This is a genomic window from Pseudomonas sp. DNDY-54 (genome assembly GCF_019880365.1).
Lineage (GTDB): Bacteria > Pseudomonadota > Gammaproteobacteria > Pseudomonadales > Pseudomonadaceae > Stutzerimonas > Stutzerimonas stutzeri_P.
Window position 1 is genome coordinate 1 of sequence record NZ_CP082271.1, and the last position, 25,397, is coordinate 25,397.

General features: G+C 59.9%; 24 protein-coding genes. 15 read left to right on the forward strand and 9 right to left on the reverse strand.

The window, feature by feature from the left end; all coding sequences use genetic code 11:
* From dnaA to ahpF, 5 genes are all read left to right on the forward strand, one after another.
* Entirely contained in the window at positions 1-1,449 is a 1,449-nt protein-coding gene (gene dnaA / locus K4O48_RS00005; RefSeq protein WP_222910173.1) for a chromosomal replication initiator protein DnaA, read from the forward strand.
* A 37-nt stretch (positions 1,450-1,486) separates the two neighbouring features.
* Positions 1,487-2,590: a DNA polymerase III subunit beta gene (gene dnaN, locus K4O48_RS00010; protein ID WP_222910174.1), complete on the forward strand. Its 1,104-nt coding sequence runs from the start codon at positions 1,487-1,489 to the stop codon at positions 2,588-2,590.
* 11 nt (positions 2,591-2,601) lie between these two features.
* Complete coding sequence (recF, locus tag K4O48_RS00015) at positions 2,602-3,714, forward strand: DNA replication/repair protein RecF (RefSeq protein WP_222910175.1); 1,113 nt, start codon at positions 2,602-2,604, stop codon at positions 3,712-3,714.
* Positions 3,711-6,125, forward strand: coding sequence for a DNA topoisomerase (ATP-hydrolyzing) subunit B (gene gyrB / locus K4O48_RS00020; RefSeq protein WP_222910176.1), 2,415 nt, complete (start codon positions 3,711-3,713; stop codon positions 6,123-6,125). Before recF ends, gyrB begins: the two co-directional genes overlap by 4 nt.
* Before the next feature lie 215 nt (positions 6,126-6,340).
* On the forward strand, positions 6,341-7,903 hold the full coding sequence (gene ahpF / locus K4O48_RS00025) for an alkyl hydroperoxide reductase subunit F (protein ID WP_222910177.1): 1,563 nt from the start codon (positions 6,341-6,343) through the stop codon (positions 7,901-7,903).
* A 91-nt stretch (positions 7,904-7,994) separates the two neighbouring features.
* Here ahpF and K4O48_RS00030 read toward each other — a convergent pair whose 3' ends face one another.
* Genes K4O48_RS00030 through glyQ form a run of 4 tightly spaced genes read right to left on the reverse strand, consistent with a single transcriptional unit; the run spans position 7,995 to position 12,277 of the window.
* A complete protein-coding gene (locus K4O48_RS00030) occupies positions 7,995-8,735 on the reverse strand; it encodes a lysophospholipid acyltransferase family protein (RefSeq protein WP_222910178.1) in 741 nt (246 codons plus the stop codon).
* The gene (gmhB, locus tag K4O48_RS00035) at positions 8,732-9,274 is read right to left on the reverse strand and encodes a D-glycero-beta-D-manno-heptose 1,7-bisphosphate 7-phosphatase (protein ID WP_222910179.1); all 543 of its coding nucleotides are present in this window, start codon (positions 9,272-9,274) and stop codon (positions 8,732-8,734) included. Before gmhB ends, K4O48_RS00030 begins: the two co-directional genes overlap by 4 nt.
* A 4-nt stretch (positions 9,275-9,278) precedes the next feature.
* Complete coding sequence (gene glyS / locus K4O48_RS00040) at positions 9,279-11,333, reverse strand: glycine--tRNA ligase subunit beta (protein ID WP_222910180.1); 2,055 nt, start codon at positions 11,331-11,333, stop codon at positions 9,279-9,281.
* Positions 11,330-12,277, reverse strand: a complete 948-nt coding sequence (glyQ, locus tag K4O48_RS00045; RefSeq protein ID WP_222910181.1) for a glycine--tRNA ligase subunit alpha — start codon at positions 12,275-12,277, stop codon at positions 11,330-11,332. The genes glyS and glyQ overlap by 4 nt, the downstream gene beginning before the upstream one ends.
* Positions 12,278-12,421: 144 nt before the next feature.
* Between glyQ and K4O48_RS00050 the strand changes: the two genes are divergently transcribed.
* The 3 genes from K4O48_RS00050 (at position 12,422) to K4O48_RS00060 (ending at position 14,247) form a co-directional block, all read left to right on the forward strand.
* A complete protein-coding gene (locus K4O48_RS00050) occupies positions 12,422-12,994 on the forward strand; it encodes a DNA-3-methyladenine glycosylase I (protein WP_222910182.1) in 573 nt (190 codons plus the stop codon).
* 67 nt (positions 12,995-13,061) lie between these two features.
* Complete coding sequence (locus tag K4O48_RS00055; RefSeq protein ID WP_222910183.1) at positions 13,062-13,949, forward strand: lysophospholipid acyltransferase; 888 nt, start codon at positions 13,062-13,064, stop codon at positions 13,947-13,949.
* A gap of 31 nt (positions 13,950-13,980) precedes the next feature.
* A complete protein-coding gene (locus tag K4O48_RS00060) occupies positions 13,981-14,247 on the forward strand; it encodes a PilZ domain-containing protein (RefSeq protein WP_222910184.1) in 267 nt (88 codons plus the stop codon).
* A gap of 31 nt (positions 14,248-14,278) precedes the next feature.
* Here K4O48_RS00060 and K4O48_RS00065 read toward each other — a convergent pair whose 3' ends face one another.
* The 5 genes from K4O48_RS00065 to ehuB form a co-directional block, all read right to left on the reverse strand.
* On the reverse strand, positions 14,279-14,596 hold the full coding sequence (locus tag K4O48_RS00065) for a tetratricopeptide repeat protein (RefSeq protein WP_222910185.1): 318 nt from the start codon (positions 14,594-14,596) through the stop codon (positions 14,279-14,281).
* A gap of 61 nt (positions 14,597-14,657) precedes the next feature.
* Positions 14,658-15,491, reverse strand: coding sequence for an ectoine/hydroxyectoine ABC transporter ATP-binding protein EhuA (gene ehuA / locus K4O48_RS00070; protein WP_404439104.1), 834 nt, complete (start codon positions 15,489-15,491; stop codon positions 14,658-14,660).
* Complete coding sequence (gene ehuD / locus K4O48_RS00075; RefSeq protein WP_222910186.1) at positions 15,488-16,147, reverse strand: ectoine/hydroxyectoine ABC transporter permease subunit EhuD; 660 nt, start codon at positions 16,145-16,147, stop codon at positions 15,488-15,490. Before ehuD ends, ehuA begins: the two co-directional genes overlap by 4 nt.
* Positions 16,144-16,803, reverse strand: coding sequence for an ectoine/hydroxyectoine ABC transporter permease subunit EhuC (gene ehuC / locus K4O48_RS00080; RefSeq protein WP_222910187.1), 660 nt, complete (start codon positions 16,801-16,803; stop codon positions 16,144-16,146). The genes ehuD and ehuC overlap by 4 nt, the downstream gene beginning before the upstream one ends.
* 209 nt (positions 16,804-17,012) lie before the next feature.
* Complete coding sequence (ehuB, locus tag K4O48_RS00085; RefSeq protein WP_392570310.1) at positions 17,013-17,867, reverse strand: ectoine/hydroxyectoine ABC transporter substrate-binding protein EhuB; 855 nt, start codon at positions 17,865-17,867, stop codon at positions 17,013-17,015.
* 245 nt (positions 17,868-18,112) lie between these two features.
* Here ehuB and K4O48_RS00090 point away from each other — a divergent pair, with 245 nt between their 5' ends.
* The 7 genes from K4O48_RS00090 to K4O48_RS00120 all read left to right on the forward strand — a co-directional run bounded on the left by K4O48_RS00090 (position 18,113) and on the right by K4O48_RS00120 (position 25,391).
* Entirely contained in the window at positions 18,113-19,522 is a 1,410-nt protein-coding gene (locus tag K4O48_RS00090; RefSeq protein ID WP_222910189.1) for a PLP-dependent aminotransferase family protein, read from the forward strand.
* 175 nt (positions 19,523-19,697) lie between these two features.
* Complete coding sequence (gene eutB / locus K4O48_RS00095) at positions 19,698-20,669, forward strand: hydroxyectoine utilization dehydratase EutB (protein WP_222910190.1); 972 nt, start codon at positions 19,698-19,700, stop codon at positions 20,667-20,669.
* Positions 20,670-20,728: 59 nt separating this feature from the next.
* On the forward strand, positions 20,729-21,712 hold the full coding sequence (locus K4O48_RS00100) for a cyclodeaminase (protein WP_222910191.1): 984 nt from the start codon (positions 20,729-20,731) through the stop codon (positions 21,710-21,712).
* Between the two features lie 105 nt (positions 21,713-21,817).
* On the forward strand, positions 21,818-23,008 hold the full coding sequence (gene doeA / locus K4O48_RS00105) for an ectoine hydrolase DoeA (RefSeq protein WP_222910192.1): 1,191 nt from the start codon (positions 21,818-21,820) through the stop codon (positions 23,006-23,008).
* 3 nt (positions 23,009-23,011) lie between these two features.
* Positions 23,012-24,016, forward strand: coding sequence for a N(2)-acetyl-L-2,4-diaminobutanoate deacetylase DoeB (gene doeB / locus K4O48_RS00110; RefSeq protein WP_222910193.1), 1,005 nt, complete (start codon positions 23,012-23,014; stop codon positions 24,014-24,016).
* Positions 24,017-24,121: 105 nt separating this feature from the next.
* Positions 24,122-24,628 (forward strand): Lrp/AsnC family transcriptional regulator, encoded by a 507-nt coding sequence (locus tag K4O48_RS00115; protein WP_222910194.1) that lies wholly within the window; start codon positions 24,122-24,124, stop codon positions 24,626-24,628.
* A gap of 109 nt (positions 24,629-24,737) precedes the next feature.
* Complete coding sequence (locus K4O48_RS00120; protein ID WP_222910195.1) at positions 24,738-25,391, forward strand: 7-cyano-7-deazaguanine/7-aminomethyl-7-deazaguanine transporter; 654 nt, start codon at positions 24,738-24,740, stop codon at positions 25,389-25,391.
* Positions 25,392-25,397: the final 6 nt, after the last annotated feature.

A 25,397-nucleotide genomic window follows, 5' to 3' on the forward strand; every position in this document is an offset into this window, starting at 1 on the left:
GTGTCTGTGGAACTATGGCAGCAATGCATTGACCTCTTGAGAGATGAGCTGCCTGCCCAACAATTCAACACCTGGATCCGTCCGCTTCAGGTCGAAACCGAAGGGGATGAACTTCGCGTCTACGCGCCCAATCGGTTCGTGCTCGACTGGGTGAATGAAAAGTACCTGTCTCGGTTACTCGAGCTGTTGTCGGAACGCTCAACCGGCATCACGCCCTCGTTGTCCTTATTGATCGGCAGCAGACGGACCGCAGCAGCTCGTGCATCCGTCGCTGTCGCTCGTGCGCAACAGCCAACTGGATCGCCGGCTGCCTCTGCGCCGCCCCAGGCTTCACGATCCGAATCTCCTGTTGCTGTAGCCGAACCTGCTGTGACACAGCCCACCCCGCGGGCGGAACGCAACGTGCAAGTTGAGGGCGGGCTGAAGCACACCAGTTATCTTAATCGCACCTTCACGTTCGAGAACTTCGTCGAGGGCAAGTCCAACCAGTTGGCGCGTGCCGCGGCTTGGCAAGTCGCAGACAACCCGAAACATGGCTATAACCCGCTGTTCCTCTATGGTGGTGTTGGTCTCGGTAAAACGCACCTGATGCATGCTGTCGGCAATCATCTGCTAAAGAAGAATCCCAACGCGAAGGTGGTTTATCTCCATTCAGAGCGTTTCGTTGCTGACATGGTCAAGGCGTTGCAGCTCAACGCCATCAACGAGTTCAAGCGGTTCTACCGCTCTGTGGACGCGCTGCTGATCGACGATATACAGTTTTTCGCTAAAAAAGAGCGATCACAGGAAGAGTTCTTTCACACCTTTAACGCGTTGCTCGAAGGTGGCCAGCAGGTCATCCTGACCAGTGATCGTTATCCGAAGGAGATTGATGGGCTGGAGGAGAGGCTGAAGTCTCGCTTTGGTTGGGGCTTGACTGTTGCTGTCGAGCCGCCGGAGCTGGAGACGCGCGTGGCGATTCTGATGAAAAAGGCCGACCAGGCAAACGTCGACCTGCCGCACGATGCTGCGTTCTTCATCGCTCAGCGCATCCGCTCCAACGTCCGTGAGCTTGAAGGTGCGTTGAAGCGAGTGATCGCTCATGCTCACTTTATGGGACGTGATATCACGATCGAGCTCATTCGCGAATCGCTCAAGGACCTGCTAGCGCTACAGGACAAGCTGGTAAGCGTTGATAATATCCAGCGTACTGTTGCCGAATACTACAAGATCAAGATTTCTGACTTGCTTTCGAAGAGGCGTTCACGCTCAGTCGCGCGGCCTCGCCAGGTTGCGATGGCGCTGTCTAAAGAGTTGACTAACCATAGCTTACCGGAAATTGGCGATGCGTTTGGTGGGCGCGATCACACGACAGTTCTCCACGCCTGTCGTAAAATCGCCGAACTTCGTGAGTTAGATGCCGATATTCGCGAAGATTACAAGAATCTGCTGCGCACTTTGACAACCTGAAAAGACTGCGGCCAATCATTAGGCAAGGGACCAGATCATGCATTTCACTATCCAGCGCGAAGCCCTGTTAAAACCACTGCAGTTGGTTGCTGGCGTCGTTGAGCGCCGCCAGACCTTGCCAGTGTTATCTAATGTGCTACTGGTCGTTCAAGACAATCAATTGTCACTCACCGGTACCGATCTTGAGGTCGAGCTGGTTGGCCGAGTCGCGCTGGAAGATGCCTCCGAGCCGGGCGAGATCACAGTGCCGGCGCGTAAGTTGATGGATATCTGCAAGAGCCTTCAGCCTGACGCGTTAATCGACATACGTTTGGACGACCAGAAGGTCGTCATCAAATCTGGACGCAGCCGCTTTTCCCTGTCGACGCTGCCGGCCAACGATTTCCCGTCCGTTGAGGAGGGCCCTGGTTCGCTGAACTTCAGCGTCAACCAGGGCAAGATGCGTCGCCTTATTGAACGAAGCAGCTTTGCTATGGCGCAGCAGGACGTTCGTTACTACCTGAACGGTATGCTGATTGAGGTTTCCAGCGGCATGCTGCGAGCGGTCGCTACTGATGGCCACCGTTTGGCTATGTGTTCCATGCAAGCCGGCATCGACCAACCGGATCGCCATCAGGTTATCGTGCCACGCAAGGGTATTCTAGAACTGGCGCGGCTGCTGACCGATCAGGACGGCGAGGTCAGTATCGTACTCGGTCAACACCATATTCGCGCGACCACTGGTGAGTTCACTTTCACCTCTAAGTTGGTCGATGGGAAGTTTCCGGATTATGAGCGTGTTCTGCCTCGTGGCGGTGACAAGCTTGTAGTCGGGGAGCGTCAGACGCTTCGTGAAGCGTTTAGTCGAACAGCGATTCTGTCCAACGAAAAGTACCGTGGCATTCGTCTTCAGTTGGAAAGCGGCCTGCTGAAAATCCAGGCTAATAATCCAGAGCAGGAAGAAGCGGAAGAAGAGGTAGCCGTCGATTACAACGGTGGGTCGCTGGAGATCGGATTCAATGTCAGCTACCTGCTGGACGTCCTGGGTGTCATGACCACTGATCAGGTTCGTCTGATACTGTCAGACGCCAATAGCAGCGCGCTTGTTCAGGAATTTGATAATGATGACTCTGCTTACGTCGTCATGCCGATGCGTCTGTAATCTCCTTCTGAATGTCCCTTAGCCGTCTCTCTGTCACCGGCGTTCGCAATCTGCAGCCGGTGACGTTAACTCCCTCCCCTCGTATCAACATTCTTCATGGCGACAACGGTAGCGGGAAGACGAGTCTTCTCGAGGCCATCCATCTACTTGGAATGGCACGCTCGTTTCGGAGCAGCCGTTTGAACCCCGTCATAACGCATGAACAAGCTAGTTGTACGGTATTCGGCCAGGTTGAGCTGGGCGACGATCAATCGAGTGCGCTTGGGGTCTCGAGGGATCGTAGAGGAGAACTCCGGATTCGAATCAATGGCCAGAGTGTCCGTAGCGCGGCGGAGCTAGCTGAAGCGTTGCCCTTGCAGCTGATCAATCCCGATAGCTTTCGGTTACTGGAGGGTGCGCCGAAATTGCGTCGTCAATTTCTTGATTGGGGTGTGTTCCACGTGGAACCTCGTTTTTTGAAGGCTTGGCAGCGCTTGCAGCTGGCGTTGCGGCAACGAAACTCGTGGCTACGACATGGTACACTTGACACCGCTTCGCAGGCCGCTTGGAGCCGCGAACTCAGCGCAGCGAGCGATGAGATTGATGGCTACAGACGGGCTTATATCCAGACATTGAAACCTGTTTTTGAGCAGACGTTAGCCTCGCTTTTAGCACTCGATGGTTTTCAGTTGAGCTACTACCGAGGCTGGGATAAAGACCGATCCTTAGCTGACGTGCTTGAGGGTTCAATCGATCGTGACCGGGCCATGGGGCATACCCAGGCGGGACCGCAAAGAGCAGATCTCAGGTTGCGCGTAGCCAACCATAATGCCGCCGAAACCCTGTCTCGAGGTCAGCAAAAACTGGTGGTCTGTGCGCTCAGAATCGCGCAAGGACATCTGGTCAGTGAAGCGAAGCGAGGCCAGTGCATCTATCTAGTCGATGACCTGCCATCCGAACTGGATGATCAGCACCGCCTTGCATTGTGTCGGTTGTTGGAACAATTGAACTGCCAGGTCTTTATTACCTGCGTGGATTCGAATGTATTGCAAGAAGGCTGGCGTGACGATACGCCGGTCTCAATGTTTCACGTGGAACATGGTGCGATTGCCCAGGTCCACGGCCCCTCGGGAGTGAAGGCATGAGCGAAAACCACACGTACGATTCGTCGAGTATCAAAGTTCTAAAAGGGCTTGATGCCGTACGTAAGCGTCCCGGCATGTATATCGGCGACACCGACGACGGCACCGGTTTGCATCACATGGTCTTTGAAGTGGTCGACAACTCGATCGACGAAGCACTTGCAGGCCACTGCAGCGATATCAGCATCACCATCCACGTAGATGAGTCGATTAGTGTCCGCGATAACGGCCGTGGGATCCCGGTCGACATCCACGAAGAGGGCGTCTCAGCTGCTGAAGTCATCATGACCGTGCTGCATGCGGGCGGTAAGTTCGACGATAACTCCTACAAGGTATCCGGCGGGCTGCATGGCGTGGGTGTTTCGGTGGTTAACGCGCTTTCCAGGGAACTGATACTGACTATCCGTCGTGATGGCAGAGTATGGGAGCAGATCTATCACCACGGTGTGCCGCAGGCACCCCTAACCGCTGTCGGCGAAACCGAAGATTCGGGGACACAGATTCACTTCAAGCCATCAGCCGAGACCTTCCAGAATATCCACTTCAGCTGGGATATCTTGGCCAAACGATTACGGGAACTTTCGTTTCTGAACTCGGGGGTTGGGATCGTGTTGCGCGATGAGCGCAACGCCAAGGAAGAGCTGTTCAAGTACGAGGGTGGTCTCAGCGCGTTTGTCGCTTACCTCAATACGAATAAAACGCCGGTTAACGAGGTGTTTCACTTTAATGTTCAGCGGGATGACGGCGTCGGCGTAGAAGTTGCGCTGCAGTGGAATGATAGCTTCAACGAGAACCTGCTGTGCTTCACGAACAACATCCCCCAGCGTGACGGTGGTACCCACCTGGCGGGCTTCCGGTCTGCGCTAACGCGCAACCTGAACAACTATATCGAGCAGGAAGGCCTGGCGAAAAAGCACAAGGTCTCAACCACAGGCGATGATGCGCGGGAAGGCCTGACAGCCATCATTTCTGTGAAGGTTCCCGATCCTAAATTCAGCTCGCAAACAAAGGACAAGCTCGTCTCGTCCGAAGTTAAGACGGCTGTCGAGCAGGAGATGGGTAAACACTTCGCAGACTTCCTGTTGGAACACCCCAACGAGGCGAAGGCTGTTGTCGGCAAAATGATCGATGCGGCGCGTGCCCGAGAGGCAGCACGCAAGGCGCGTGAAATGACGCGTCGCAAGGGCGCTTTGGATATTGCGGGTTTGCCCGGAAAACTCGCCGATTGCCAGGAAAAAGATCCTGCGCTCTCAGAACTCTACATCGTGGAGGGTGACTCCGCGGGTGGCTCTGCAAAACAGGGCCGTAACCGCAGGACCCAGGCCATCCTGCCGTTGAAGGGCAAGATCCTCAACGTCGAGAAGGCTCGATTCGACAAGATGATTTCTTCTCAAGAGGTCGGTACGTTGATTACGGCGCTCGGCTGCGGTATCGGTCGGGATGAGTACAACATTGACAAGTTGCGTTATCACAACATCATCATCATGACGGATGCTGACGTTGACGGATCGCACATCCGTACGTTGCTGTTAACGTTCTTCTTCCGCCAGCTTCCGGAGTTAATCGAGCGAGGCTACGTCTACATCGCGCAGCCACCGCTCTACAAGGTCAAGCGTGGCAAGCAGGAGCAGTACATTAAGGACGACGAGGCGATGGACGAATACCTCACGCAATCTGCTCTTGAAGATGCCAGCCTGCACGTTAATGAGCACGCACCGGGTCTCTCAGGCGAGGCGTTGGAACGTCTCGTTAATGATTACCGTACGGTCATCAAGACCTTGCAGCGCCTGTCGCGCCTCTACCCACAAGAGCTTACCGAGCACTTTATTTATCTACCACGTGTGAGCGTCGAGCAGTTGGGCGATCACGCGGCTATGCAGGCCTGGCTGGAGCCTTACGCGGCGCTGCTCAAAGGCGTTGAGCGCTCCGGGCTGGCTTATAAAGTCAGCTTGCGTGAGGATAAAGAGCGCCATCTGTGGCTGCCGGAGGTTGAGATTCTTTCTCATGGATTGGCGAGTTACATCACCTTCAACCGCGACTTCTTTGGCAGTAATGATTACAAGACCGTCACGGTTCTAGGCGAACAACTCAACAGTCTTCTTGAGGATGGCGCTTATGTGAAGCGTGGTGAACGCAAGAAGGCGGTTACGACCTTCAAGGAGGCACTTGATTGGTTGATGACTGAAGGGACCCGTCGTCATAGCGTTCAGCGCTATAAAGGGCTCGGAGAAATGAACCCAGACCAGCTGTGGGAAACAACGATGGATCCAGCGGTTCGTCGTATGCTCAGGGTGACTATTGAGGACGCGATTGCTGCCGATCAGATCTTCAACACACTCATGGGCGATGCGGTTGAACCACGTCGCGATTTCATCGAGTCCAACGCTTTGGCGGTATCCAATCTGGACTTCTGAAACAACAATCCCACCACCCTCACCTAAACCAAGCTGTAAAACTCGAGACCCGGCGTAAGCCGGGTTTTTTGTTCCACGTGGAACACGATAGTGTGACTGCATTGCCTTGCTTGGTTTAATCAATTTTTGAATAGTGCTCGCGACTCGTATGATCTCGTCATCGACTTATAGCTTGCCGCTGCCATAGCGGCCCATCGATTAACGGAGTTTCAAACATGCTCGATAACAACCTCAAAACGCAACTGAAAACCTACCTGGAGAAGGTCACCCAGCCGTTCGAGATCGTTGCGTCCCTCGGTGACGGCGCCAAGTCCCAGGAAATGCTCAGCCTGCTGGAAGACATCACCAGCCTGAGCGACAAGATCACCCTACGCACCGACGGCGATGACGTGCGCAAACCGTCGTTTGCACTCAACCGTATCGGTGGCGACATCAGCCTGCGTTTCGCTGGCATCCCGATGGGCCACGAATTCACCTCGCTGGTGCTGGCCCTGCTGCAGGTCGGCGGGCATCCGTCCAAGACCGCACCTGAGGTCATCGAGCAGATCAAGAATCTGGACGGTGAGTACAACTTCGAAACCTACTTTTCGTTGTCCTGCCAGAACTGCCCGGACGTGGTCCAGGCGTTGAACTTGATGGCCGTGCTCAATCCGAACATCCGCCACGTCGCCATCGACGGTGCACTGTTCCAGGAAGAAGTCACCGTTCGCCAAGTCATGTCCGTACCGAGCATCTACCTCAACGGTGAACTGTTCGGTCAGGGCCGCATGGGCGAAGAAGAAATCCTCGCTAAGCTCGATACCGGCGCGTCAGCGCGCGACGCCGAGAAGCTCAGTGCGAAGGACGCCTTCGATGTGCTCGTCGTCGGTGGTGGCCCCGCCGGCGCCGCAGCGGCCATCTATGCCGCGCGCAAGGGCATCCGGACCGGTGTCGCGGCCGAACGTTTCGGCGGTCAAGTGCTCGACACCATGGCCATCGAGAACTTCATCTCGGTCAGCGAGACCGAAGGCCCGAAACTGGCCCGCGCGCTGGAGAACCATGTGCGCGAATACGACGTCGACATCATGAACCTGCAGCGCGCCGCCCAGCTGATCCCTGGCTCCGATGGCAGCCTGCACGAGATCAAACTGGAGAACGGTGGCTCGCTGAAGGCCAAAACACTGATCCTCGCCACCGGCGCCCGTTGGCGCGAAATGAACGTGCCGGGTGAGCAGGAATACCGCGGTCGTGGCGTCGCCTACTGCCCACACTGTGACGGCCCGCTGTTCAAGGGTAAGCGCGTCGCGGTCATCGGCGGCGGCAATTCGGGTGTGGAAGCGGCCATCGACCTGGCCGGAATCGTTGCCCAGGTCACGTTGCTCGAGTTCGACAGCCAGCTGCGTGCCGACGCCGTGCTGCAGAAGAAGCTGCACAGCCTGCCCAACGTCACCGTAATCACCAGTGCGCTGACCAGCGAAGTCACTGGCGACGGCAAGAAGGTGACCGGGCTGATCTACAAGGACCGCAACTCCAGCGAATTCCACGAGCTGGAACTGGAAGGCATCTTTGTGCAGATCGGCCTGCTGCCTAACTCCGATTGGCTGAAAGGCACCGTGGAGCTGACGTCGCGCGGCGAGATCATTGTCGATGCGCGTGGCGAGACCTCGCTGCCGGGTATCTTCGCCGCCGGCGACGTGACGACTGTGCCGTACAAGCAGATCGTTATCGCCGTCGGTGAAGGCGCCAAGGCCTCGCTGAGCGCCTTCGATCACCTGATCCGTAGCTCTGTCGATGACTGAGCCTGACGCTCACAACTGGCCGTAACAAAAGGGGGAGCAGATTTCGATCTGCTCCCCCTTTTGCATTGCTGGCCATGTCCCGCGGCTTCGTTTATTGGACGCTCGATTCGAGCTGGCTGACCTGCAGGTTGACCCAATCTTCAGCGCGCTGATTGAGCTCGGCGACCGCACGAGGTCCCTCGCTCTCGGCACTCATGGGAGGTCCGATCACGACACGAATGGTCCCAGGCCGCTTTCCCCATCCCGATTTCGGCCAGAACATGCCAGCGTTGTGTGCGATCGGAAGCACGGGCAGCTTGGCGTTCACCGCCAGTGCCGCCCCACTTCGTGAGAACTTGCCGGTTTGCCCAACCGGCACGCGTGTCCCCTCAGGAAAAATCAGCACCCAGGCCCCCTGATCCAGCCGCTCCTGGCCCTGTTTGGCCACTTGGCGCAACGCCGCCTTCGGATTGTTTCGGTCGATGGCGATGGGTTTCAAGAGCATGATCGCCCAGCCGAAGAATGGCACGTGGAGCAGTTCCCGCTTGAGCACCTGACTCAGCGGCTCGAAATACGCCGAGAGAAAGAAGGTCTCCCATGTACTCTGATGCTTGGACAGGATGACACAAGGCTTATCAGGGATGTTCTCCTGACCAATGACTTCATAACGCAAGCCAACAATCACTTTCGCCAGCCATACCGCGCTGCGACACCACGTCTGAACGACAAACCGGTAACGTTTGCGAAACGGCATGAAGGGGGCAAAGACGAGGCTGACCAGGCACCAGGCGAATGCCGTAAAGCCCAGCAACAGGTAGAACAGTGCGATGCGAATCGGCAGCAACGCACTCATTCTTTTGCCCCCAACAAATGATCGGTTACCGCCGCCAAGTCATCGAACACCTGCGTACCTGGTGGCAGCGTACCTTCCAAGGTCTTCATACCTTTGCCGGTGCGGACCAGATATGGCACGCCGCCTAGCCGCATTCCAGCGTGCAGATCGCGATGGCTGTCCCCGACAACCGGAACACCCTTGAGATTTTCCAGATGGAAATGCTCGGCGATTTGCTGAAACAAGCCAGGTAAGGGTTTACGGCAATCACAGCCATCGTCCGGGCCATGTGGGCAATGGACAATGAGGTCGATGCGCCCCCCCTGCTCCATCACCAAACGCTGCATCTTAAAGTGCATGTCGCCAAGGGCGATCGCGTCGAAGAGGCCGCGGGCCAGGCCAGACTGGTTAGTCGCGACCGCCACCGTCCAACCTGCTTCGCACAGGCGAGCAATGGCCTCCAGCGACCCCGGAATGGGGATCCACTCGTCCAGCGTCTTCACATAGGCGTCGGAGTCCTCATTGATGACGCCGTCGCGGTCTAGCACTATCAATTTCACTGGCTTAGCCAAGTGCGGAAATATCGGCGACGCCAAGGAACAATCCCCTCAACCGGGCAAGCAAGGCATAGCGGTTAGCGCGAACCGAAGCGTCTTCGGCATTGACCAGTACCGCCTCGAAGAAAGCATCCACCGGGCCGCGCAGATGGGCGAGACGTTCGAGCGCCTCGCGGTACTGGCGGTCCGCTGCGAGTGGCTGCACAGCCTGTTCAGCCTGTTGCAGCGCGGAATAGAGCGAGAATTCCGTGGCGTTGTCGAAATACCGAGGCTCGACCGTCTCCGGTAGTTTCGCCTCGAACTTGCTCAGCAGGTTCCAGACGCGCTTGTTTGCCGCCGCTAACGCTTCGGCTTCCGGCAAGGTACGGAATGCCTGTACGGCCTGCACGCGCTGGTCGAAGTCCAACGCAGAGCCCGGCTGGACCGCCCGTACCGACAGATAAGCCGCAACGTCCACACCTTCATCTTCATAACGCGCGCGGAGGCGATCGAAGATGAAGTCCAGCACTTGATCATCCAGGCCTTGAGCCTTGATCTGGCTGCCGAACTGGCTGATCGAGAAGCGCACCGCCTCGACAAGATCAAGATCCAGCTGCTTTTCGATCAGGATGCGCAGGATACCCAACGCTGCGCGACGAAGTGCGTACGGGTCCTTGCTGCCCGTGGGGAGCATGCCGATACCGAAAATACCGACGAGTGTGTCCAGCTTGTCGGCCACCGCGAGTACCGCACCGGTATGGGTGCTTGGCAGCTCGGCACCTGCACCACGCGGCATGTACTGTTCGTTCAACGCCCGGGCGACGTCGTCAGGTTCTCCGTCGTGCTTGGCGTAGTAATAGCCGGCGATACCCTGCATCTCGGGGAACTCGCCTACCATTTCGGTCGCCAGGTCGCACTTGCAGAGCGAGCCCGCGCGGGCGGCCCATTGTGCGTTGCCCTCGGTGCGTTCGGCGATAAAGGCTGCGAGCTGGGAAACCCGCACGGCCTTGTCGTACACGGTGCCGAGTTGGGCCTGGAAAACAACGTTTTTGAGACGCTCGTTGAACGTATCGAGCGTCTGTTTCTTGTCCTGTTTGAAGAAGAATTCAGCATCGGTCAGGCGCGGGCGCACGACCTTTTCGTTACCGGCAACGATTTGCGCTGGGTCCTTGGATTCGATATTGGCCACGGTGATGAAGCGCGGCAGCAGCGTGCCATTGGCGTCCAGCAGGCAGAAATATTTCTGATTGTCCTGCATCGTGGTAATCAGCGCTTCTTGCGGCACTTCGAGGAAGCGCTCCTCAAAGGAGCACACCAGCGGCACCGGCCATTCGACCAATGCGGTTACTTCATCCAGCAGCGCCGGAGGCACGATGGCACGACCGTTCTGCTCGCCAGCGAGCTGTTCGACACGCTTGGCGATCAGCTCGCGACGTTCGGCAAAGTCAGCAATCACGCGAGCGCCGCGCAGGTCTTCGAGGTAACTGGTCGGTTTGGATATACGAACCGGACCCGGGCTGTGGAAACGATGGCCGCGCGATTCGCGACCCGCGCGCTGGGTAAGGATGGTGCAGTCAACGACCTGATCGCCCAACAGCATCACCAGCCACTGGGTCGGCCGCACGAACTCTTCCTTACGCGCAGCCCAGCGCATGCGCTTGGGGATTGGCAGATCATTCAACGAGGTTTCGACGATGGCGGGTAGCAGCGCGGAGGTCAGCTGGCCGGGAATCGAACGGCTGTACCGCAGCTTCGGGCCACTGCGGTCGATCTCGGCGAGATCGACGCCACATTTGCGGGCAAAACCGAGGGCCGCCTGGGTTGGTTCGCCTTCAGCGTCAAAGGCGGCCTGCAGTGGCGGTCCGTCGAGGTTGATGCTGCGATCAGGTTGTTCAGTGTCGAGCTGTTCGATCAGCATCGCGAGACGCCGTGGTGCCGCGAACGCCTGCACCCGCCCATGAGCGAGACCGGCTTCTTTCAAGCCCTTCTCAATACCGGAGCGGAAGGCGTCGGATAACTTGCCCAATGCCTTGGGCGGAAGCTCCTCGGTACCGAGCTCAACCAGGAAATCCAATGCACTCATTCTGCAGCCTCCAGCTTGGCCAGTACTTCGTCACGCAGGTCAGGGGTCGCCATCGGGAAGCCCAGCTTGGCGCGCGCCTGCAGGTAACTCTGCGCGACGGAACGGGCCAGTGCGCGTACGCGCAGGATGTATTGCTGACGGGCCGTGACCGAAATGGCGCGACGGGCATCCAGCAGGTTGAACGTGTGGGAGGCCTTCAGCACCATCTCGTACGTGGGCAATGGCAGTTCGAGTTCGATCAGCCGGTTGGCTTCCGATTCGTAGAAATCGAAGAGCTCGAACAGCTTGTCGACGTTGGCGTGTTCGAAGTTGTACGTGGATTGCTCCACCTCGTTCTGGTGGAACACGTCGCCATAGGTGACGGTGCCGAAGGGCCCATCCGTCCAGATCAGGTCATAGACTGAATCGACCCCTTGCAGATACATCGCCAGACGTTCCAGGCCATAGGTAATTTCACCGGTGACCGGGTAGCACTCGATGCCGCCCACCTGCTGGAAATAGGTGAACTGGGTCACTTCCATACCGTTCAGCCACACTTCCCAACCAAGGCCCCAGGCGCCCAATGTTGGCGACTCCCAGTTATCCTCGACGAAGCGCACATCGTGCACCAGGGTGTCTACGCCGATGTGGCGAAGCGACCCGAGGTACAGCTCCTGAATATTGTCGGGATTGGGTTTGAGCACGACTTGAAACTGGTAGTAGTGCTGCAGACGGTTGGGGTTCTCACCGTAGCGGCCATCGGCCGGGCGACGCGAAGGCTGAACGTACGCGGCATTCCAGGTCTCTGGGCCGACGGCGCGAAGGAAGGTGGCGGTGTGGAACGTACCCGCGCCCATCTCCATATCGTAGGGTTGGAGAACGACGCAACCCTGCTCTGCCCAGTAACTTTGTAGGGCAAGGATCAGGTCTTGGAAGGTGCGCACGGCAGGCGTAGGCTGGGTCAAAATTTCACCTGTGCTGGCTTCGACAGAAAGCCCGGGAGTATACCCGATAACGGCTCAAACCCATGGTGGCGCGTGCCTTCCGGTTGGGCGTTGCGGTGTTTGCCCGAGCTGCTCGTCGCCTCCTCTTTTCAAGGATTGGAAACAATGCCGCGTTGCGCCTGGTGCAGTGATGATCCGCTGTACATCGACTACCACGACAACGAGTGGGGCGTGCCTACGCGCGATCCCCAGGTACTGTTCGAATTCCTGATACTTGAAGCGTTTCAGGCAGGCCTCTCCTGGATCACGGTGTTGCGCAAGCGGGAGCGCTATCGCCAGGTGTTGTTCGGTTTCGATGCCCAGCGTCTGGCGCAGATGAGCGACGCTGAAATTGATGAACGCATGCTCGACGCCGGCATTATCCGCAACCGCCGGAAACTGGAAGCGGCCCGGCGCAATGCGCAACGCTGGCTCGAACTGGAAGACCCGGTCGGCTGGTTGTGGTCGTTCGTGGGCGGCCAGCCGAAGGTCAACCATTTCGAATCGGTCAGCCAGGTGCCTGCAGTGACTCCTGAAGCTGAGGCCATGAGTCGCGCACTCAAGAAGGCGGGTTTCAGCTTCGTCGGCCCAACGATCTGCTACGCCTATATGCAGGCATGCGGAATGGTCATGGACCACACCACCGATTGCGATTGTTATGCACCGCTCGCCAGCACCACGTCCGCCACCCGCCCGTGATTGCCGGCGAGTAGCTTCGCTGGCGAAGCAGTTACACTAGCGCCTTTGATTTTTTCGGGAGAGGACCTTGGACAAGTTCAAAGGTGCGCTGGTGGTTGGCTTCCTGCGCCTGTTCGCCCTGCTGCCTTGGCGCGCGGTACAGGGGCTCGGTGGTTTTATCGGCTGGCTGATGTGGAAACTGCCCAACCGTTCCCGAGAGGTTGCCCGGACAAACCTGTCCAAATGCTTCCCTGAGCTGAATGCTGCCGAGCAGGAACGACTGCTGGAAAAAAGCCTGAAGCAGATCGGCAAGACGTTCACTGAGAGTGCCTGTGCCTGGATCTGGCCGGCGGACAAAACGCTGCGTCTGGTCAAAGAGGTCGAAGGACTCGAGGTACTTGAGCAGGCACTGGCCTCGGGCAAAGGCGTGGTCGGCATCACCAGCCATTTGGGCAACTGGGAAGTGCTCAACCATTTCTATTGCGCCCAGTGCAAACCGATCATCTTCTATCGCCCACCAAAGCTGAAAGCCGTGGATGACCTGCTCCAGCGCCAGCGCGTACAGCTGGGCAACAAAGTGGCGCCGTCGACCCGAGAAGGCATCATCAGCGTGATCAAGGAAGTACGCAAAGGCGGCGCCGTGGGTATCCCCGCCGACCCGGAACCCAGTGAAGGCTCAGGTGTGTTCGTGCCCTTTCTCGGTACCCAGGCACTGACCAGCAAGTTCGTCCCCGGCATGCTTACCGGCGGTAAGGCGGTGGGAGTGTTCCTTCACGCGTTGCGCCTGGAGGATGGTTCAGGCTACAAGGTGATTCTCGAAGCGGCACCGCCGGCGATGTACGACGAAGATGTCGAGGTCGCGGTGGCAGCCATGAGCGGTGTTATTGAGCGCTACGTTCGCACTTGGCCAACCCAGTACATGTGGACGATGAAGCGCTTCAAGAAGCGCCCGGCCGGCGAGCGTCGCTGGTACTGACAATAACTAAAAAAGACAACAGGAACGTCCGATGGCAAACCAGCGACAGTACCCCCGCGCACCCATGAAGTGCCGCATCCGCATTACCCATGAATCCTTCGGCGAGGTGTTCGCTCACACGCGGGACCTGTCCGATGGCGGTGTGTACGTCAAGCATCCTCAGCTGACCGAGCTGCAGCCAGGAATGACGGTCAGTGGTCAAGTGCAGGACCTGCCTATCCCGGCACCCGTGTTGCAAATGGAAGTGATGCGCGTCGATGCGGAAGGGGTTGGACTGCGCTTCATAGCAGACGATTGAAGCCTAGCGCGTGGCGTGGCGCAGCGATCAGCTACACGCCCGTGTGCTTATCCAACTTGCGCAGAAACACGGTCATCTCCTTCTCCGCCTGCTTGTCGCCATGCGCCTGCGCCGCGACGAGGCCTTGTTCCCAGGCGTGGCGCGCCCCGTCAAGATCACCGCTGGCTTGTAGTGCCTTGCCGAGCAGCTTCCAGGCGGCTGAATATTTGGGGTCCTGCTCAACGCAGCGCTGCAGGTGCGCGGCGGCCTGCCCTGGGTCGCCTGCGTCCAGATAACCCTTGCCGAGCCCGAAGCGCAGCATGGGATTGTCCATGCCCTTGGCCAACATCTTTTCCAACGACTCGAGCATTGTTCCCCTCCGACTGCTAATCAACACGCCCATCCGCTGGGCGAACCGCTACGACAGATGCCTAGCTTGCCTGAGTGACCGCACTGAGAAACTCCTGCGTGCGCGTCTCCTGAGGATTGCCGAACAGCGCGTCGGGTGTGCCCATCTCATGAATCCGGCCTTCGTTGAAGAAGCATACGCGGTCCGCAAATTCCCGGGCGAAGCCCATCTGGTGGGTCACCATCAGCATGGTCAGGCTGTGCTCCTCCCCTAGCCGGCGGATCACGTTGAGCACCTCGCCACAAAGTTCCGGATCCAACGCCGAAGTCACCTCATCGAACAACATCACCTTGGGACGCATTGCCATGGCACGGGCAATGGCCACCCGCTGCTGCTGGCCCCCGGAGAGCTGCGAGGGATAATGGTCGAGCTTGTCTTCCAGCCCCACCATGGCCAGCAGTTCCTCGGCGCGTTCCCGCGCGTCCTTTTTCGACATGCCAAGTACCTGCATGGGCGCTTCCATGACGTTCTGCCGGGTATTCATGTGCGGAAACAGATTGAAGCTCTGAAAGACCATGCCGACCTTGCCGCGCACCCGGCGCAGGTGTCGAGAATTGGCGCGGACCAGTTTGCCGTCAGCGCCGGGCATGTGGGTCAGCGGTTCGTCATCGACCATGATGACGCCGTCGTCGATCTCCTCGAGTGTCATCAATGCACGGAGCAGCGTGGATTTCCCAGAACCGCTGGGACCGATGATGGCGACCTTTTCGCCCGTTCGGACGTCCAGGTCGAGATGATTGAGTACGGTCAGATCACCGTAGTGTTTGCTCACGTCGCGAAACCGCACCATGAGCTCCGGATCGTTGAGGGTGCCGGCGGCGTTCGGTGTTTCATTGGCAGGCATCGATGCGCTCATCGGGCTAGCTCCATACGGTCTTCCAGACGGCGCACGAACCAGGCGAGGCCGAGACTGAGAAGGAGGAAAAACAGGCCGACCATGGTGATCGGTTCCAGATAACGGAAATGCTCTGAGCCGATGTTCTTGGCTCGCTGCATGATCTCGACCACGGTGATGGCCGACAGCACCGGGGTGTCCTTGAGCATCGAGATCAGGTAGTTGCCTAGCGCGGGCAGAATAGGACGCAGCGCTTGCGGCAGAATGACCTTGCGGTAGGCATTCAACGGCTTCATGTTCAGTGCGGTGACGGCTTCCCACTGCGCGCGCGGCACTGCGTCGAGCCCGGCGCGGTAGACCTCGGCGGTGTAGCAGGCGTAATGCAGCGCGATACCGATGATGCCCGCCTGCAGCGCCGTTAGGTTCACGCCGTAATTGGGCAGCACGAAGAAGAGGAAATACACCTGAATCAGCAGCGGCGTGCTGCGGATGAACTCGATCAACCCAGTCATCGGCCACGACAGCCAGCGAAAGCGGCTGCGTCGGCCCACCGCGAGAAACAGGCCCAGAACGATGGCGATGGAAAAGCCGGCGACCGTGATGCCGATGGTTTTCAGCGACGCATCGAGCAGCCGCGGCAGGATTTCCCAGGCGAACTGCCAGTCGAAGAAGTTCATGACAGACCTCCCCGCATGCGTCCGCGAGCCAGGCGCCGCTCAAGCGTGCGCATCGAGAAGTTGATGATCTGCGCGAGGATGAAATACATCACAAGCGCAATGCCGAAGATTTCCAACGTCATCAGCGTGGCCTGGTCCAGTTGGCGCGCACGGAAGGCCAGATCGGACAGCGTGATCAAGGACACCAGGGATGTGTTCTTCAGCAGCTCGATCAGCAGGTTGGTACCCGGCGGTATTGCCGCCAGCAGCGCCTGGGGCAGGATGACGCGTCGCAAGCGCTGCCAGGGGGTCATGTTAAGGGCCTGGCAGGCCTCGTATTGCCCTTCGTGCACCGACCGTATGGCGCCACGCAGCACCTCGGCGCCGTAGGAGCCGATGTTCAGGCCAAGCCCGATGACGGCGACGTGGAAGGCGCTCATGGCGATGTTGAACGGCGGCATCGGCAAAACGAAATAGAGCCAGAACAGCTGGACCAGCAGCGAGCTGCCGCGGAACACCTCGATATAGACAATGGCCAGCCATCGCAGCGGTGCAATGGGCGAGAGCCGACATAAGGCGCCAATCAACGCGGCCGTGATGGCCAGCAGAGAGCCCCAAAAGGTGATCTGTACGGTCACCCAAGCGCCTTCCAGCATGAGGGGGAGTAGTTCGTTCATCGTGATTTTCCGGTTGGCTCCGGGGAGGCTGGAGCGAGAATCGCGGCCTGTCCGGCAAGAGCGGCTGCGCGAGGACTGCGGGGTGCAGTCAGCCGAGGTCCGGCCCATCGCACGATGGCGATGTGGCCGGGTAGAGGCAGGGGATCAATCGAATAGCTTTTCACTGAGGGAAGCCCGACGCGGTAGCAGACCGACCGCGCCGATTCCGATCAGGCCTTGCAGAGCTCCTCGGCCGTCTTGTCGGTGATGTTGGAGCGATCGAAGCCGAAGGGTTCGACAGTCTTCAGGTGCTCATCGCTGCCAAGCCACTTTTTCAGTTCTGCATTGACGGCGTCGCGCAGGGCTTTGTCCTTGGGACGGAACGCCAACGCGCCGTAGCCGGTATTGGCAGGGTCATCCTTGAAGTCATCGGTGGCCTCGACCTGATCGCCGGCTTTCTCCGCCAGGCCTCGCATGGTCAGCTGCGTGCCCACTGCCGCATCGGCGCGGCCGGTGCGCACGGCCTGCAGTTGGGACGTCGTGTCAGGTACCTGAACGATCTGGGAGTCCTTGATGCCGGCCTTGCGTGCGTAGTTGAGGTTCACGGTGCCTGACATGATCGCAAGCTTAATCGACTCATCCTTGGCGATGTCTTCATAGCTACCCAGGTTCTTGGGGTTGCCGGCTTTGACCAGGAGCGTGTCCTGCAGCTGATAGTGCGGATCGGTGAACAGCACCTGCTTGCAGCGTTCCGGGGTGATGTACATGCCGGCGGCGATCAGGTCGAAACGGCTGGCTCGCAGGCCCGGGATCAGCGAACCCCATTCGGTCAGGACCGGTTTGATCGTTTCGATGCCCATCTGCTGGAAGATTTTTTCGACAATTTCTGGCGACTCGCCCGTGACGCTGCCGTCGGTGGCGGTATAGGCGAAGGGCGTTTCGTTGGCATAGCCGATGCGAACGCTGCTGTTTTTCTTGATGTCGTCGAGGGTATCGGCGTGGGCCAGGCCAGCGAGAGAAGCGCCGCTTATTAGGGCGCAGGCCAGCAAGTGCTTACCGAAACGGAAAGAGGGTGCGCGATTCATCATGAATTCTCCTGTGCTTTTTATGTTTGTGCAGGCGGACCTGCCAGTTCGGAGGGCAGCTTCAAGAGCATCAGGACAGGGCATTCCCTGCCTCGGCGCGTTTTTGGACTTGTGTTTTACCGAAACGTGCGCCGCTATTTAGCCACCTGAGGATACAAAAGCTGTTTTCCTCATGGGATTGCACTAGGACAATTGCAGGACATTGCGCTTCAGTTGATCCTGTCGGCTCGACTGAGGGGAACGTCATGCACAACTGGAAACAGGCCCTGCTCTCTGCTGGCAGTGGCGTGTCGAAATACAAGCTGCTGGTCACGGCAGTGGCCACCGATATCGAAAAAGGCAGCCTGCATGACGGCCAGCGCCTGCCGCCGCAGCGCCTGCTCGCCGAGCAGCTCGATGTCAGCGTGCAAACGGTGACCAACGCCTACAAGGAGCTTGAGCGTCAGGGCTGGGTGCGGTGTGAGGTCGGACGCGGCAGTTTCGTCAGCCGGCGCATCAGCGAGCGCGTCGCCAGCTCCATGCTCGACCGCGGCGAGAATTCGCTGCTCGACTTTTCCACGGCGCGCATCATTCGCACCGACATCCATGATCGCTATTGGCGACAAACCTGCGCGGAGCTGGCCGCTGAGCATGAGCAGCCGTGGATCCATGCGTGCCGGCCCATTGCGGGGTTCGAGCATCACCGCGAAGTGGGGGTGCAGTGGCTTGCCGGGTTAGGCCTGAACGTCGAGTTGCAGGACTTGCTGCTGACCAACGGCACCTCTCACTCGATATTCCTCGCGCTTGCATCGCTGGCAGGCCCGGATGACGTGGTGCTGTGCGAAAACTGCACCGATCACGGCGTTATCGGGACGGCGCAGGTGCTCGGCTTCACCCTACAGGGCGTGGAAACCGATCGCCATGGGCTCGATCCGGAGCACTTTGAGGACCTCTGCGGCAATGAGCGGGTCACCGCGTTGGTGTGCACGCCTAATCTGAATAACCCGACCAGCAGTGTGATGCCGGACATGCGCCGTCGGGAGATCGCGGAGATCGCTCGGCGCTACGGCGTCTATGTCATCGAAGACGATGTCTACGGTCCGCTGCTTGGCGACCATCGCGACGCCTTGCCGATCAGCCATTACCTGCCCGAATTGTCGTTCTACTGCACCAGCCTCACCAAGTCTGTGCTCACCGGGCTGCGTATCGGTTACCTGGCCATGCCCCGTCGACTGGCGTTGCGCACCGAGAGCATTCTGCGGGTCAACAGCTGGATGGCGGCGCCGTTGCTTGGCGAGATCGCCACGCGCTGGATCGAGCGGGGGCAGGCCGATGAACTGGTGCGGTTGCAACGTCAGTTGATCGCTGTCCGCCAGGCCGCCGTGACGGACGAGCTGGGCGACTACCTGCGCGGCAGCCATCCGATGTCGCTCAGCGCCTGGTTGAATGTCCCCGAGCACTGGGAGCTGGATGCACTGCAGCGTGAGCTGCGTCGACGTGGCGTGGCGCTGACCCTGCCGGACCCGTTTTTGCCGCCTGGTACGCCACGCCCGAGGGCGATGCGCTTGTGCATTGGCGCTGAATGCGACGACGAGCGATTACGCGCGGGGTTATCCAGCGTCCGTGAAATATTCGAACAGTACCCAGAGATTCATGAATTTCGCGGTGCGCGCTGACATAGCAGGCGGTGCCCTCAGGTGCCGTCGATCCATCGTCACCGCGGCGCTGAAAGGGTGCACGCCCTGGCCCAGCGCAGCCCAATCATGGCCCGAAAATAAAGCGTCCTAGTACATTGGGCTGGCGAAATGGCCGCTCCTACACTCGGCTCCATTCTCCATCGGAATGTACGCCATGCAGCCGATTGTTCTTGATCAGCTCTTCGAGGCCCGCGAACGCATCCGCGGGCTCATTCGTGAAACGTCTCTGGAGCGGTCGGCGTCGCTCAGTCAGCTGATTGGCGTTCCGGTGTGGTTGAAGCTGGAATCGCAACAGGCCACCGGAAGTTTCAAGTTGCGCGGCGCCAGCCATGCGGTGTCACAACTGTCGCACGCGCAGAAGCGCCTCGGCGTGGTCACTGCCTCCACCGGCAATCATGGTCGAGCGCTCGCCTTTGCCGCCGCGCAGCAGGGTGTTAAAGCCATCGTTTGCCTGTCGAAGTTGGTACCGTCGAACAAGGTTCAGTTGATCCGTGAGCTTGGCGCAGACGTGGTCATCGTCGGCCACAGCCAGGATGATGCGCAGCGCGAAGCTGAACGCATTGCTCGTGAACAGGGCGCGGTCTTCATTCCCGCCTTCGATCATGCCGACATCATTGCCGGCCAGGGCTCGCTCGGTCTGGAGATCCTTGAACAGTGCCCTGAAGTTGCCGACGTGCTGGTGCCGCTGTCCGGTGGCGGACTGTTTGCCGGCGTCGCCCTCGGTCTCAAGGGCCAGCGACCCGAGATTCGAGCCCATGGCATCAGCATGCGCTGCGGGGCGGCCATGCAGGCGAGCCTTGCGGCCGGTCATCCGGTCGAGGTGGAAGAAGGCCGAAGCCTGGCTGATTCGCTCGGCGGCGGCATCGGTCTGAACAATCGCTACACCTTCGCGATGGTCCGCGCGCTCGCCGACAGCATCGTTCTGCTCGACGAGCCCACCATCGCCGCCGGCATGCGCCACGCCTATCACCGAGAGCGGCTGGTGCTGGAAGGAGCGGCGGCCGTCGGCATCGCGGCGCTGCTTGAGGGCGCGCTCGTGCCTCGCGGGCCGGTGGTGGTGGTTATCAGTGGCCGCAACGTCGACATCGACCAGCACCTGCGCGTGCTTAACGGCGCCAACGAATAACAACCCAATCCCGGCAACCCCGCTACCGGTGCGCCCGGAGCACGTCGATGGAGATCAACATGGCCGAGACCATTCTGCTCAGCGAAACCGATCTCCGCGCCTGCCTGGCCCTTGATCCGGCCAGCCTCGACGCGGTCGAACATGCGTTTCGTTTGCTCGCGACGACGTCGGTGGCAATGCCGCCGGTCCTGCGTTTGGATATTCCCGAGTACAACGGTGAGGTCGACGTTAAGACCGCCTACCTGCCTGGGCTGCCGCGCTTTGCCATCAAGGTCAGCCCCGGGTTTTTCGATAACCCGGCAATCGGCTTGCCCAGCCTAAACGGCCTGATGATGCTGTTCTCGGCGCGTACCGGATTGCTCGACGCCCTGTTGTTGGACAACGGCTTCCTCACCGCGGTGCGGACGGCCGCGGCGGGTGCGGTGGCGGCCAAATGGCTGAGCCGGCCGGATGCCCGTCGCGTTGCGATCATGGGTGCCGGCGAACAGGCGCGCCTGCAGCTCGCTGCCCTGCGGCTGGTGCGGGATATCCGTGAGGTACGCGTCTGGGCGCGTGATCCGGCAAAGGCGGAGGCCTTTGCCGGCGAGCTGGCAGGTGTCGAGGCGCATGTTGCCGACAACCTCGACGGCGCCATGGACGGCGTTGACATTGCCATTACCACCACGCCAAGTCGCACGCCCCTGATTCAGGCGCATCATCTACAGCCGGGCCTGCATATCACCGCCATGGGCTCGGATGCCGAACACAAGAATGAGGTGGCCGCCGAGGCGCTGGCGGCCTGCGATCTTTACGTCGCCGACCGGCTCAGCCAGACCCGGGTCCTGGGCGAATTGCACCACGCCCTCGCGGCAAACGCCGTGGACGACTCGGCGCCCTTCGTCGAACTCGGTCAGGTGATCGCCGGGCATCATCCCGGACGGACGTCGGCCGGTCAGATCACGCTCTGCGACCTGACCGGTACCGGCGCGCAGGACACTGCCATCGCCAGCTTCGCCTTCGACAGGGCGCGCGCCGCAGGCAGGGGTTTCATCTTCAACCCCTGATCTTCAGACGCGAGCCTACTCGCGCTCGGGCCGCATTTTGCCCCAGCCCACGAGCCAGCTCGCCCCTGCAGACCAAGCGCGGGCCACCCACGAGGGCAAAAGAAGATGTCCGAGATCGTCGTCAATCTCCCGTTCAGCCGGGAGGAATATGCGTTACGTGTCGCCAAGGTCAGGCACGCCATGGCGGCGCGTGGTATCGAGCTGCTGATCGTTACCGATCCCTCGAACATGGCGTGGCTGACCGGCTATGACGGCTGGTCGTTTTACGTGCACCAGTGCGTGTTGCTGGCGCTCGAGGGCGACCCGCTCTGGTTCGGCCGCAGTCAGGATGCCAATGGCGCGCGCCGCACCGTCTACATGGGCGACGACGATATCGTCGGCTACCCGGACCACTACGTGCAGTCCAGCGTGAGGCACCCGATGGACTACCTGTCCTGCGAGGTGATCGCCGCGCATGGATGGGACCGCCTGGCCATCGGCGTCGAGATGGACAATTACTACTTCAGCGCGGCGGCGTTCCGCTCGCTGCAGCAGCATTTGCCGCACACCGTTTTCGTCGACGCCACGGCGCTGGTCAACTGGCAGCGGGCGGTGAAATCACCGCAGGAAATCGCCTACATGCGCGTCGCCGCCCGAATCGTCCAGCGCATGCACGAGGCGCTCTTCGAGCGCATTGAGCCGGGGCTGCGCAAGAACGAGCTGGTCGCCGATATCTACCGCGCTGGCATTCTCGGCGTTGAGGGCCACGGCGGTGACTACCCGGCAATCGTGCCGTTGCTGCCGACCGGCGCCGACGCCAGCGCCCCGCATCTGACCTGGAACGACAACCCGTTTCAGCTCGGCGCCGGTACCTATTTCGAGATCGCCGGCTGCTACAAGCGCTATCACTGTCCGCTGTCGCGAACCATTTACCTGGGCAAGCCGCCCGCGCACTTTCTTGAGGCCGAGCAGGCCGTGGTTGAGGGCATATCGGCGGGCCTCGCCGTGGCGCGTCCGGGCAATACCACCGGCGACATCGCCCGGGCGTTCTGCAAAGTGCTCGGCAAGTTCGATATGCACAAGGACAGCCGCTGCGGTTACCCGATCGGTATCAGCTATCCGCCGGACTGGGGCGAGCGGACCATGAGCCTTCGACCGAGCGATGAAAGCGTGCTCGTGGCGGGCATGACGTTTCACTTCATACCGGGCCTGTGGATGGAGGATTGGGGGCTGGAGATTACCGAAAGCATCCTGATCACCGAGACCGGCATGGAAACCTTCTGCGACTTGCCGCGCAAGCTCTACGTAAAGGACTGAGCCATGAGTGAAACGCTGTTGCGCAATCCCATCCGCCCCACCGTCGACTTCGAGCGAGACGGTGTGCAGCACGGCTATCTGCGCCTGCCCTACTCACGTGACGATTCAGCCTGGGGCGCGGTGATGATCCCCGTCACCGTGGTGAAGAACGGATCGGGGGCCACTGCGCTGTTTACCGGCGGCAACCACGGCGACGAGTACGAAGGCCCGCTGGCACTGAGCAAGCTGGCCAGCAGCCTCGATCCAAAGGTTGTCGCTGGGCGAGTGATCATCGTCCCGTTCATGAACGCTCCGGCAGTGTGGGCCGGGACTCGTACCTCGCCGATCGACCAGGGCAACCTGAACCGTAGCTTTCCGGGCCGCCCGGACGGTACGGTGACACAGAAGATTGCAGACTACTTTCAGCGCAGCCTGCTGCCGATGGCCGACCTGGTGCTGGATATCCATTCCGGCGGCAAAACCCTCGACTTCCTGCCGTTCGCCGCCTGCCATGTGCTGCCCGACAAGGCACAGCAGGCGCGTTGCGAGGCCGGCATGCGGGCGTTCTGCGCACCCTACTGCATGCGTATGCTCGAGCAAGACGCGCAGGGCCTGTACGACACGGCCGCCGAAGCGCTGGGCAAGGTGTTCGTCACGACCGAACTCGGTGGCGGTGGCTCCATCAGCGCACGAACGTTGGCCATCGCGGAGCGCGGTGTCCGTAACCTGCTGGTTCACTTCGAGTTGCTTGACGGTGAAATCGAATCGGCCGAATCAGTGATGCTGGATATGCCCGACGGCGACTGTTACGTCTGCAGCGAAAGCGATGGGCTGCTTGAGCTGTGCAAGGATCTGGGCGAGCCCGTCGAGGCCGGTGAGTTGGTGGCGCGGGTGCATGATGCCCGTGGCACCGGCGTGGGACCGGTTGATTATCACGCACGGCGTAGCGGGCTATTGGCCGCGCGGCATTTTCCCGGGCGAGTCCAAATCGGCGATACGCTGGCCGTGATTGCCGAGGTGGTGCGGTGAACAGGCTGACGGTGCGACCGGGATTCGACATTTCACCGGGCGCTTTATCCAGAGGCGCTGCAGGACGGGCCGCGCCTTGGGGTGGGTTGGCTGGGGGGCGCCACCATGCACAAGCTTGATCGCTATGACCTGAAAATCTTGCGCATCCTGTCCGAAGACGGGCGGATCACCAAATCGGCCCTGGCCGAGGCGATCAACCTCTCGGTAACCCCGGCCTGGGAGCGCGTGCGCAAGCTTGAGGCCGCGGGGCTGGTGCGCGGCTATCGGGCGCTGATCGATTGGGGCGCGCTGTTCCGTACACAGCAGGTGCTGGTGGAAATCAGCCTGGCGCGGCACACCGCGCAGGACATGCGACGATTCGAACAGCGCCTGGCCGACGCCCCGGAGGTTGCGTTCTGCTATGCCACCGGCGGCGGCGTCGACTACATCGCGATGATCCGCGCACGCGACATCGACCACTATCAGCGCTTCATCGACACTCTGTTGCTGGAAGATCTCGGCATCGAACGCTACTACACCTACATCGTCACCAAGCGTGTGAAGCACGACGAAGGGAGTGCGCCGGCGGCGTTTGACGACGCGCTTCCAGAGTCGCGAATCGAGGTGTTCTGACCAGTGCGGCTGTACCCGGGGCCGGTTTGACACTAGAATGCGCGCCGCCTCGATCATCTCGGTCGGCAAATGGGTTCCCTCACCCCATCACTTCCAAAAAGGACATGCCATGTTGCAGCTCCCTTCGTCTGCCCGTCGGATTACCCTGGCAGGCCTGATCGCCTTTCACATCCTCATCATCATTGCCAGCAACTACCTGGTGCAGCTGCCAATGACGCTGTTCGGCTGGCACACCACCTGGGGTGCGTTCAGCTTTCCGTTCATCTTTCTGGCTACCGACCTGACCGTGCGTTTGCTCGGCAAAGGCCCGGCGCGGCGGGTGATCGCTCAGGTCATGGTCCCTGCGCTGGTCGCCTCTTACGTGGTCTCGGTGCTGTTTCATCAAGGCGCGTTCAGCGGTTTCGCAGCCTTGGGTGAGTTCAACCTGTTCGTGTTCCGCATCGCGATCGCCAGTTTCCTCGCCTACGTGTTCGGCCAGATTCTCGATATCCAAGTGTTCGACCGGCTGCGGCGGTTGCGCCAGTGGTGGGTCGCACCCAGCGCCTCGACGGTATTCGGCAACCTGCTGGATACCTTTGTGTTCTTCTCCATCGCCTTCTGGCACAGCGATGATCCCTTCATGGCGGCGAACTGGGTGGAAATTGCCAGCGTCGATTATGTAATCAAGCTGGCCATCAGCCTGGCGCTGTTCGTGCCGCTGTACGGCATGCTGCTCAACGCCATCGTGCGCATGCTGCCTCAGCAGAAGCCAGCCACGGCGTAACACGCG

Coding starts and splice junctions, on each gene's coding strand:
- doeB (WP_222910193.1), top strand. CDS start 23,012: ATGAGTGAAACGCTGTTGCGCAATCCCATCCGCCCCACCGTCGACTTC.
- K4O48_RS00115 (WP_222910194.1), top strand. CDS start 24,122: ATGCACAAGCTTGATCGCTATGACCTGAAAATCTTGCGCATCCTGTCC.
- K4O48_RS00065 (WP_222910185.1), bottom strand. CDS start 14,596: ATGCTCGAGTCGTTGGAAAAGATGTTGGCCAAGGGCATGGACAATCCC.
- ehuB (WP_392570310.1), bottom strand. CDS start 17,867: ATGAATCGCGCACCCTCTTTCCGTTTCGGTAAGCACTTGCTGGCCTGC.
- K4O48_RS00120 (WP_222910195.1), top strand. CDS start 24,738: ATGTTGCAGCTCCCTTCGTCTGCCCGTCGGATTACCCTGGCAGGCCTG.
- doeA (WP_222910192.1), top strand. CDS start 21,818: ATGTCCGAGATCGTCGTCAATCTCCCGTTCAGCCGGGAGGAATATGCG.
- ehuD (WP_222910186.1), bottom strand. CDS start 16,147: ATGAACTTCTTCGACTGGCAGTTCGCCTGGGAAATCCTGCCGCGGCTG.
- eutB (WP_222910190.1), top strand. CDS start 19,698: ATGCAGCCGATTGTTCTTGATCAGCTCTTCGAGGCCCGCGAACGCATC.
- K4O48_RS00060 (WP_222910184.1), top strand. CDS start 13,981: ATGGCAAACCAGCGACAGTACCCCCGCGCACCCATGAAGTGCCGCATC.
- ehuA (WP_404439104.1), bottom strand. CDS start 15,491: ATGAGCGCATCGATGCCTGCCAATGAAACACCGAACGCCGCCGGCACC.
- ehuC (WP_222910187.1), bottom strand. CDS start 16,803: ATGAACGAACTACTCCCCCTCATGCTGGAAGGCGCTTGGGTGACCGTA.
- ahpF (WP_222910177.1), top strand. CDS start 6,341: ATGCTCGATAACAACCTCAAAACGCAACTGAAAACCTACCTGGAGAAG.
- dnaN (WP_222910174.1), top strand. CDS start 1,487: ATGCATTTCACTATCCAGCGCGAAGCCCTGTTAAAACCACTGCAGTTG.
- K4O48_RS00050 (WP_222910182.1), top strand. CDS start 12,422: ATGCCGCGTTGCGCCTGGTGCAGTGATGATCCGCTGTACATCGACTAC.
- gyrB (WP_222910176.1), top strand. CDS start 3,711: ATGAGCGAAAACCACACGTACGATTCGTCGAGTATCAAAGTTCTAAAA.
- K4O48_RS00090 (WP_222910189.1), top strand. CDS start 18,113: ATGCACAACTGGAAACAGGCCCTGCTCTCTGCTGGCAGTGGCGTGTCG.
- glyS (WP_222910180.1), bottom strand. CDS start 11,333: ATGAGTGCATTGGATTTCCTGGTTGAGCTCGGTACCGAGGAGCTTCCG.
- K4O48_RS00100 (WP_222910191.1), top strand. CDS start 20,729: ATGGCCGAGACCATTCTGCTCAGCGAAACCGATCTCCGCGCCTGCCTG.
- recF (WP_222910175.1), top strand. CDS start 2,602: ATGTCCCTTAGCCGTCTCTCTGTCACCGGCGTTCGCAATCTGCAGCCG.
- K4O48_RS00030 (WP_222910178.1), bottom strand. CDS start 8,735: ATGAGTGCGTTGCTGCCGATTCGCATCGCACTGTTCTACCTGTTGCTG.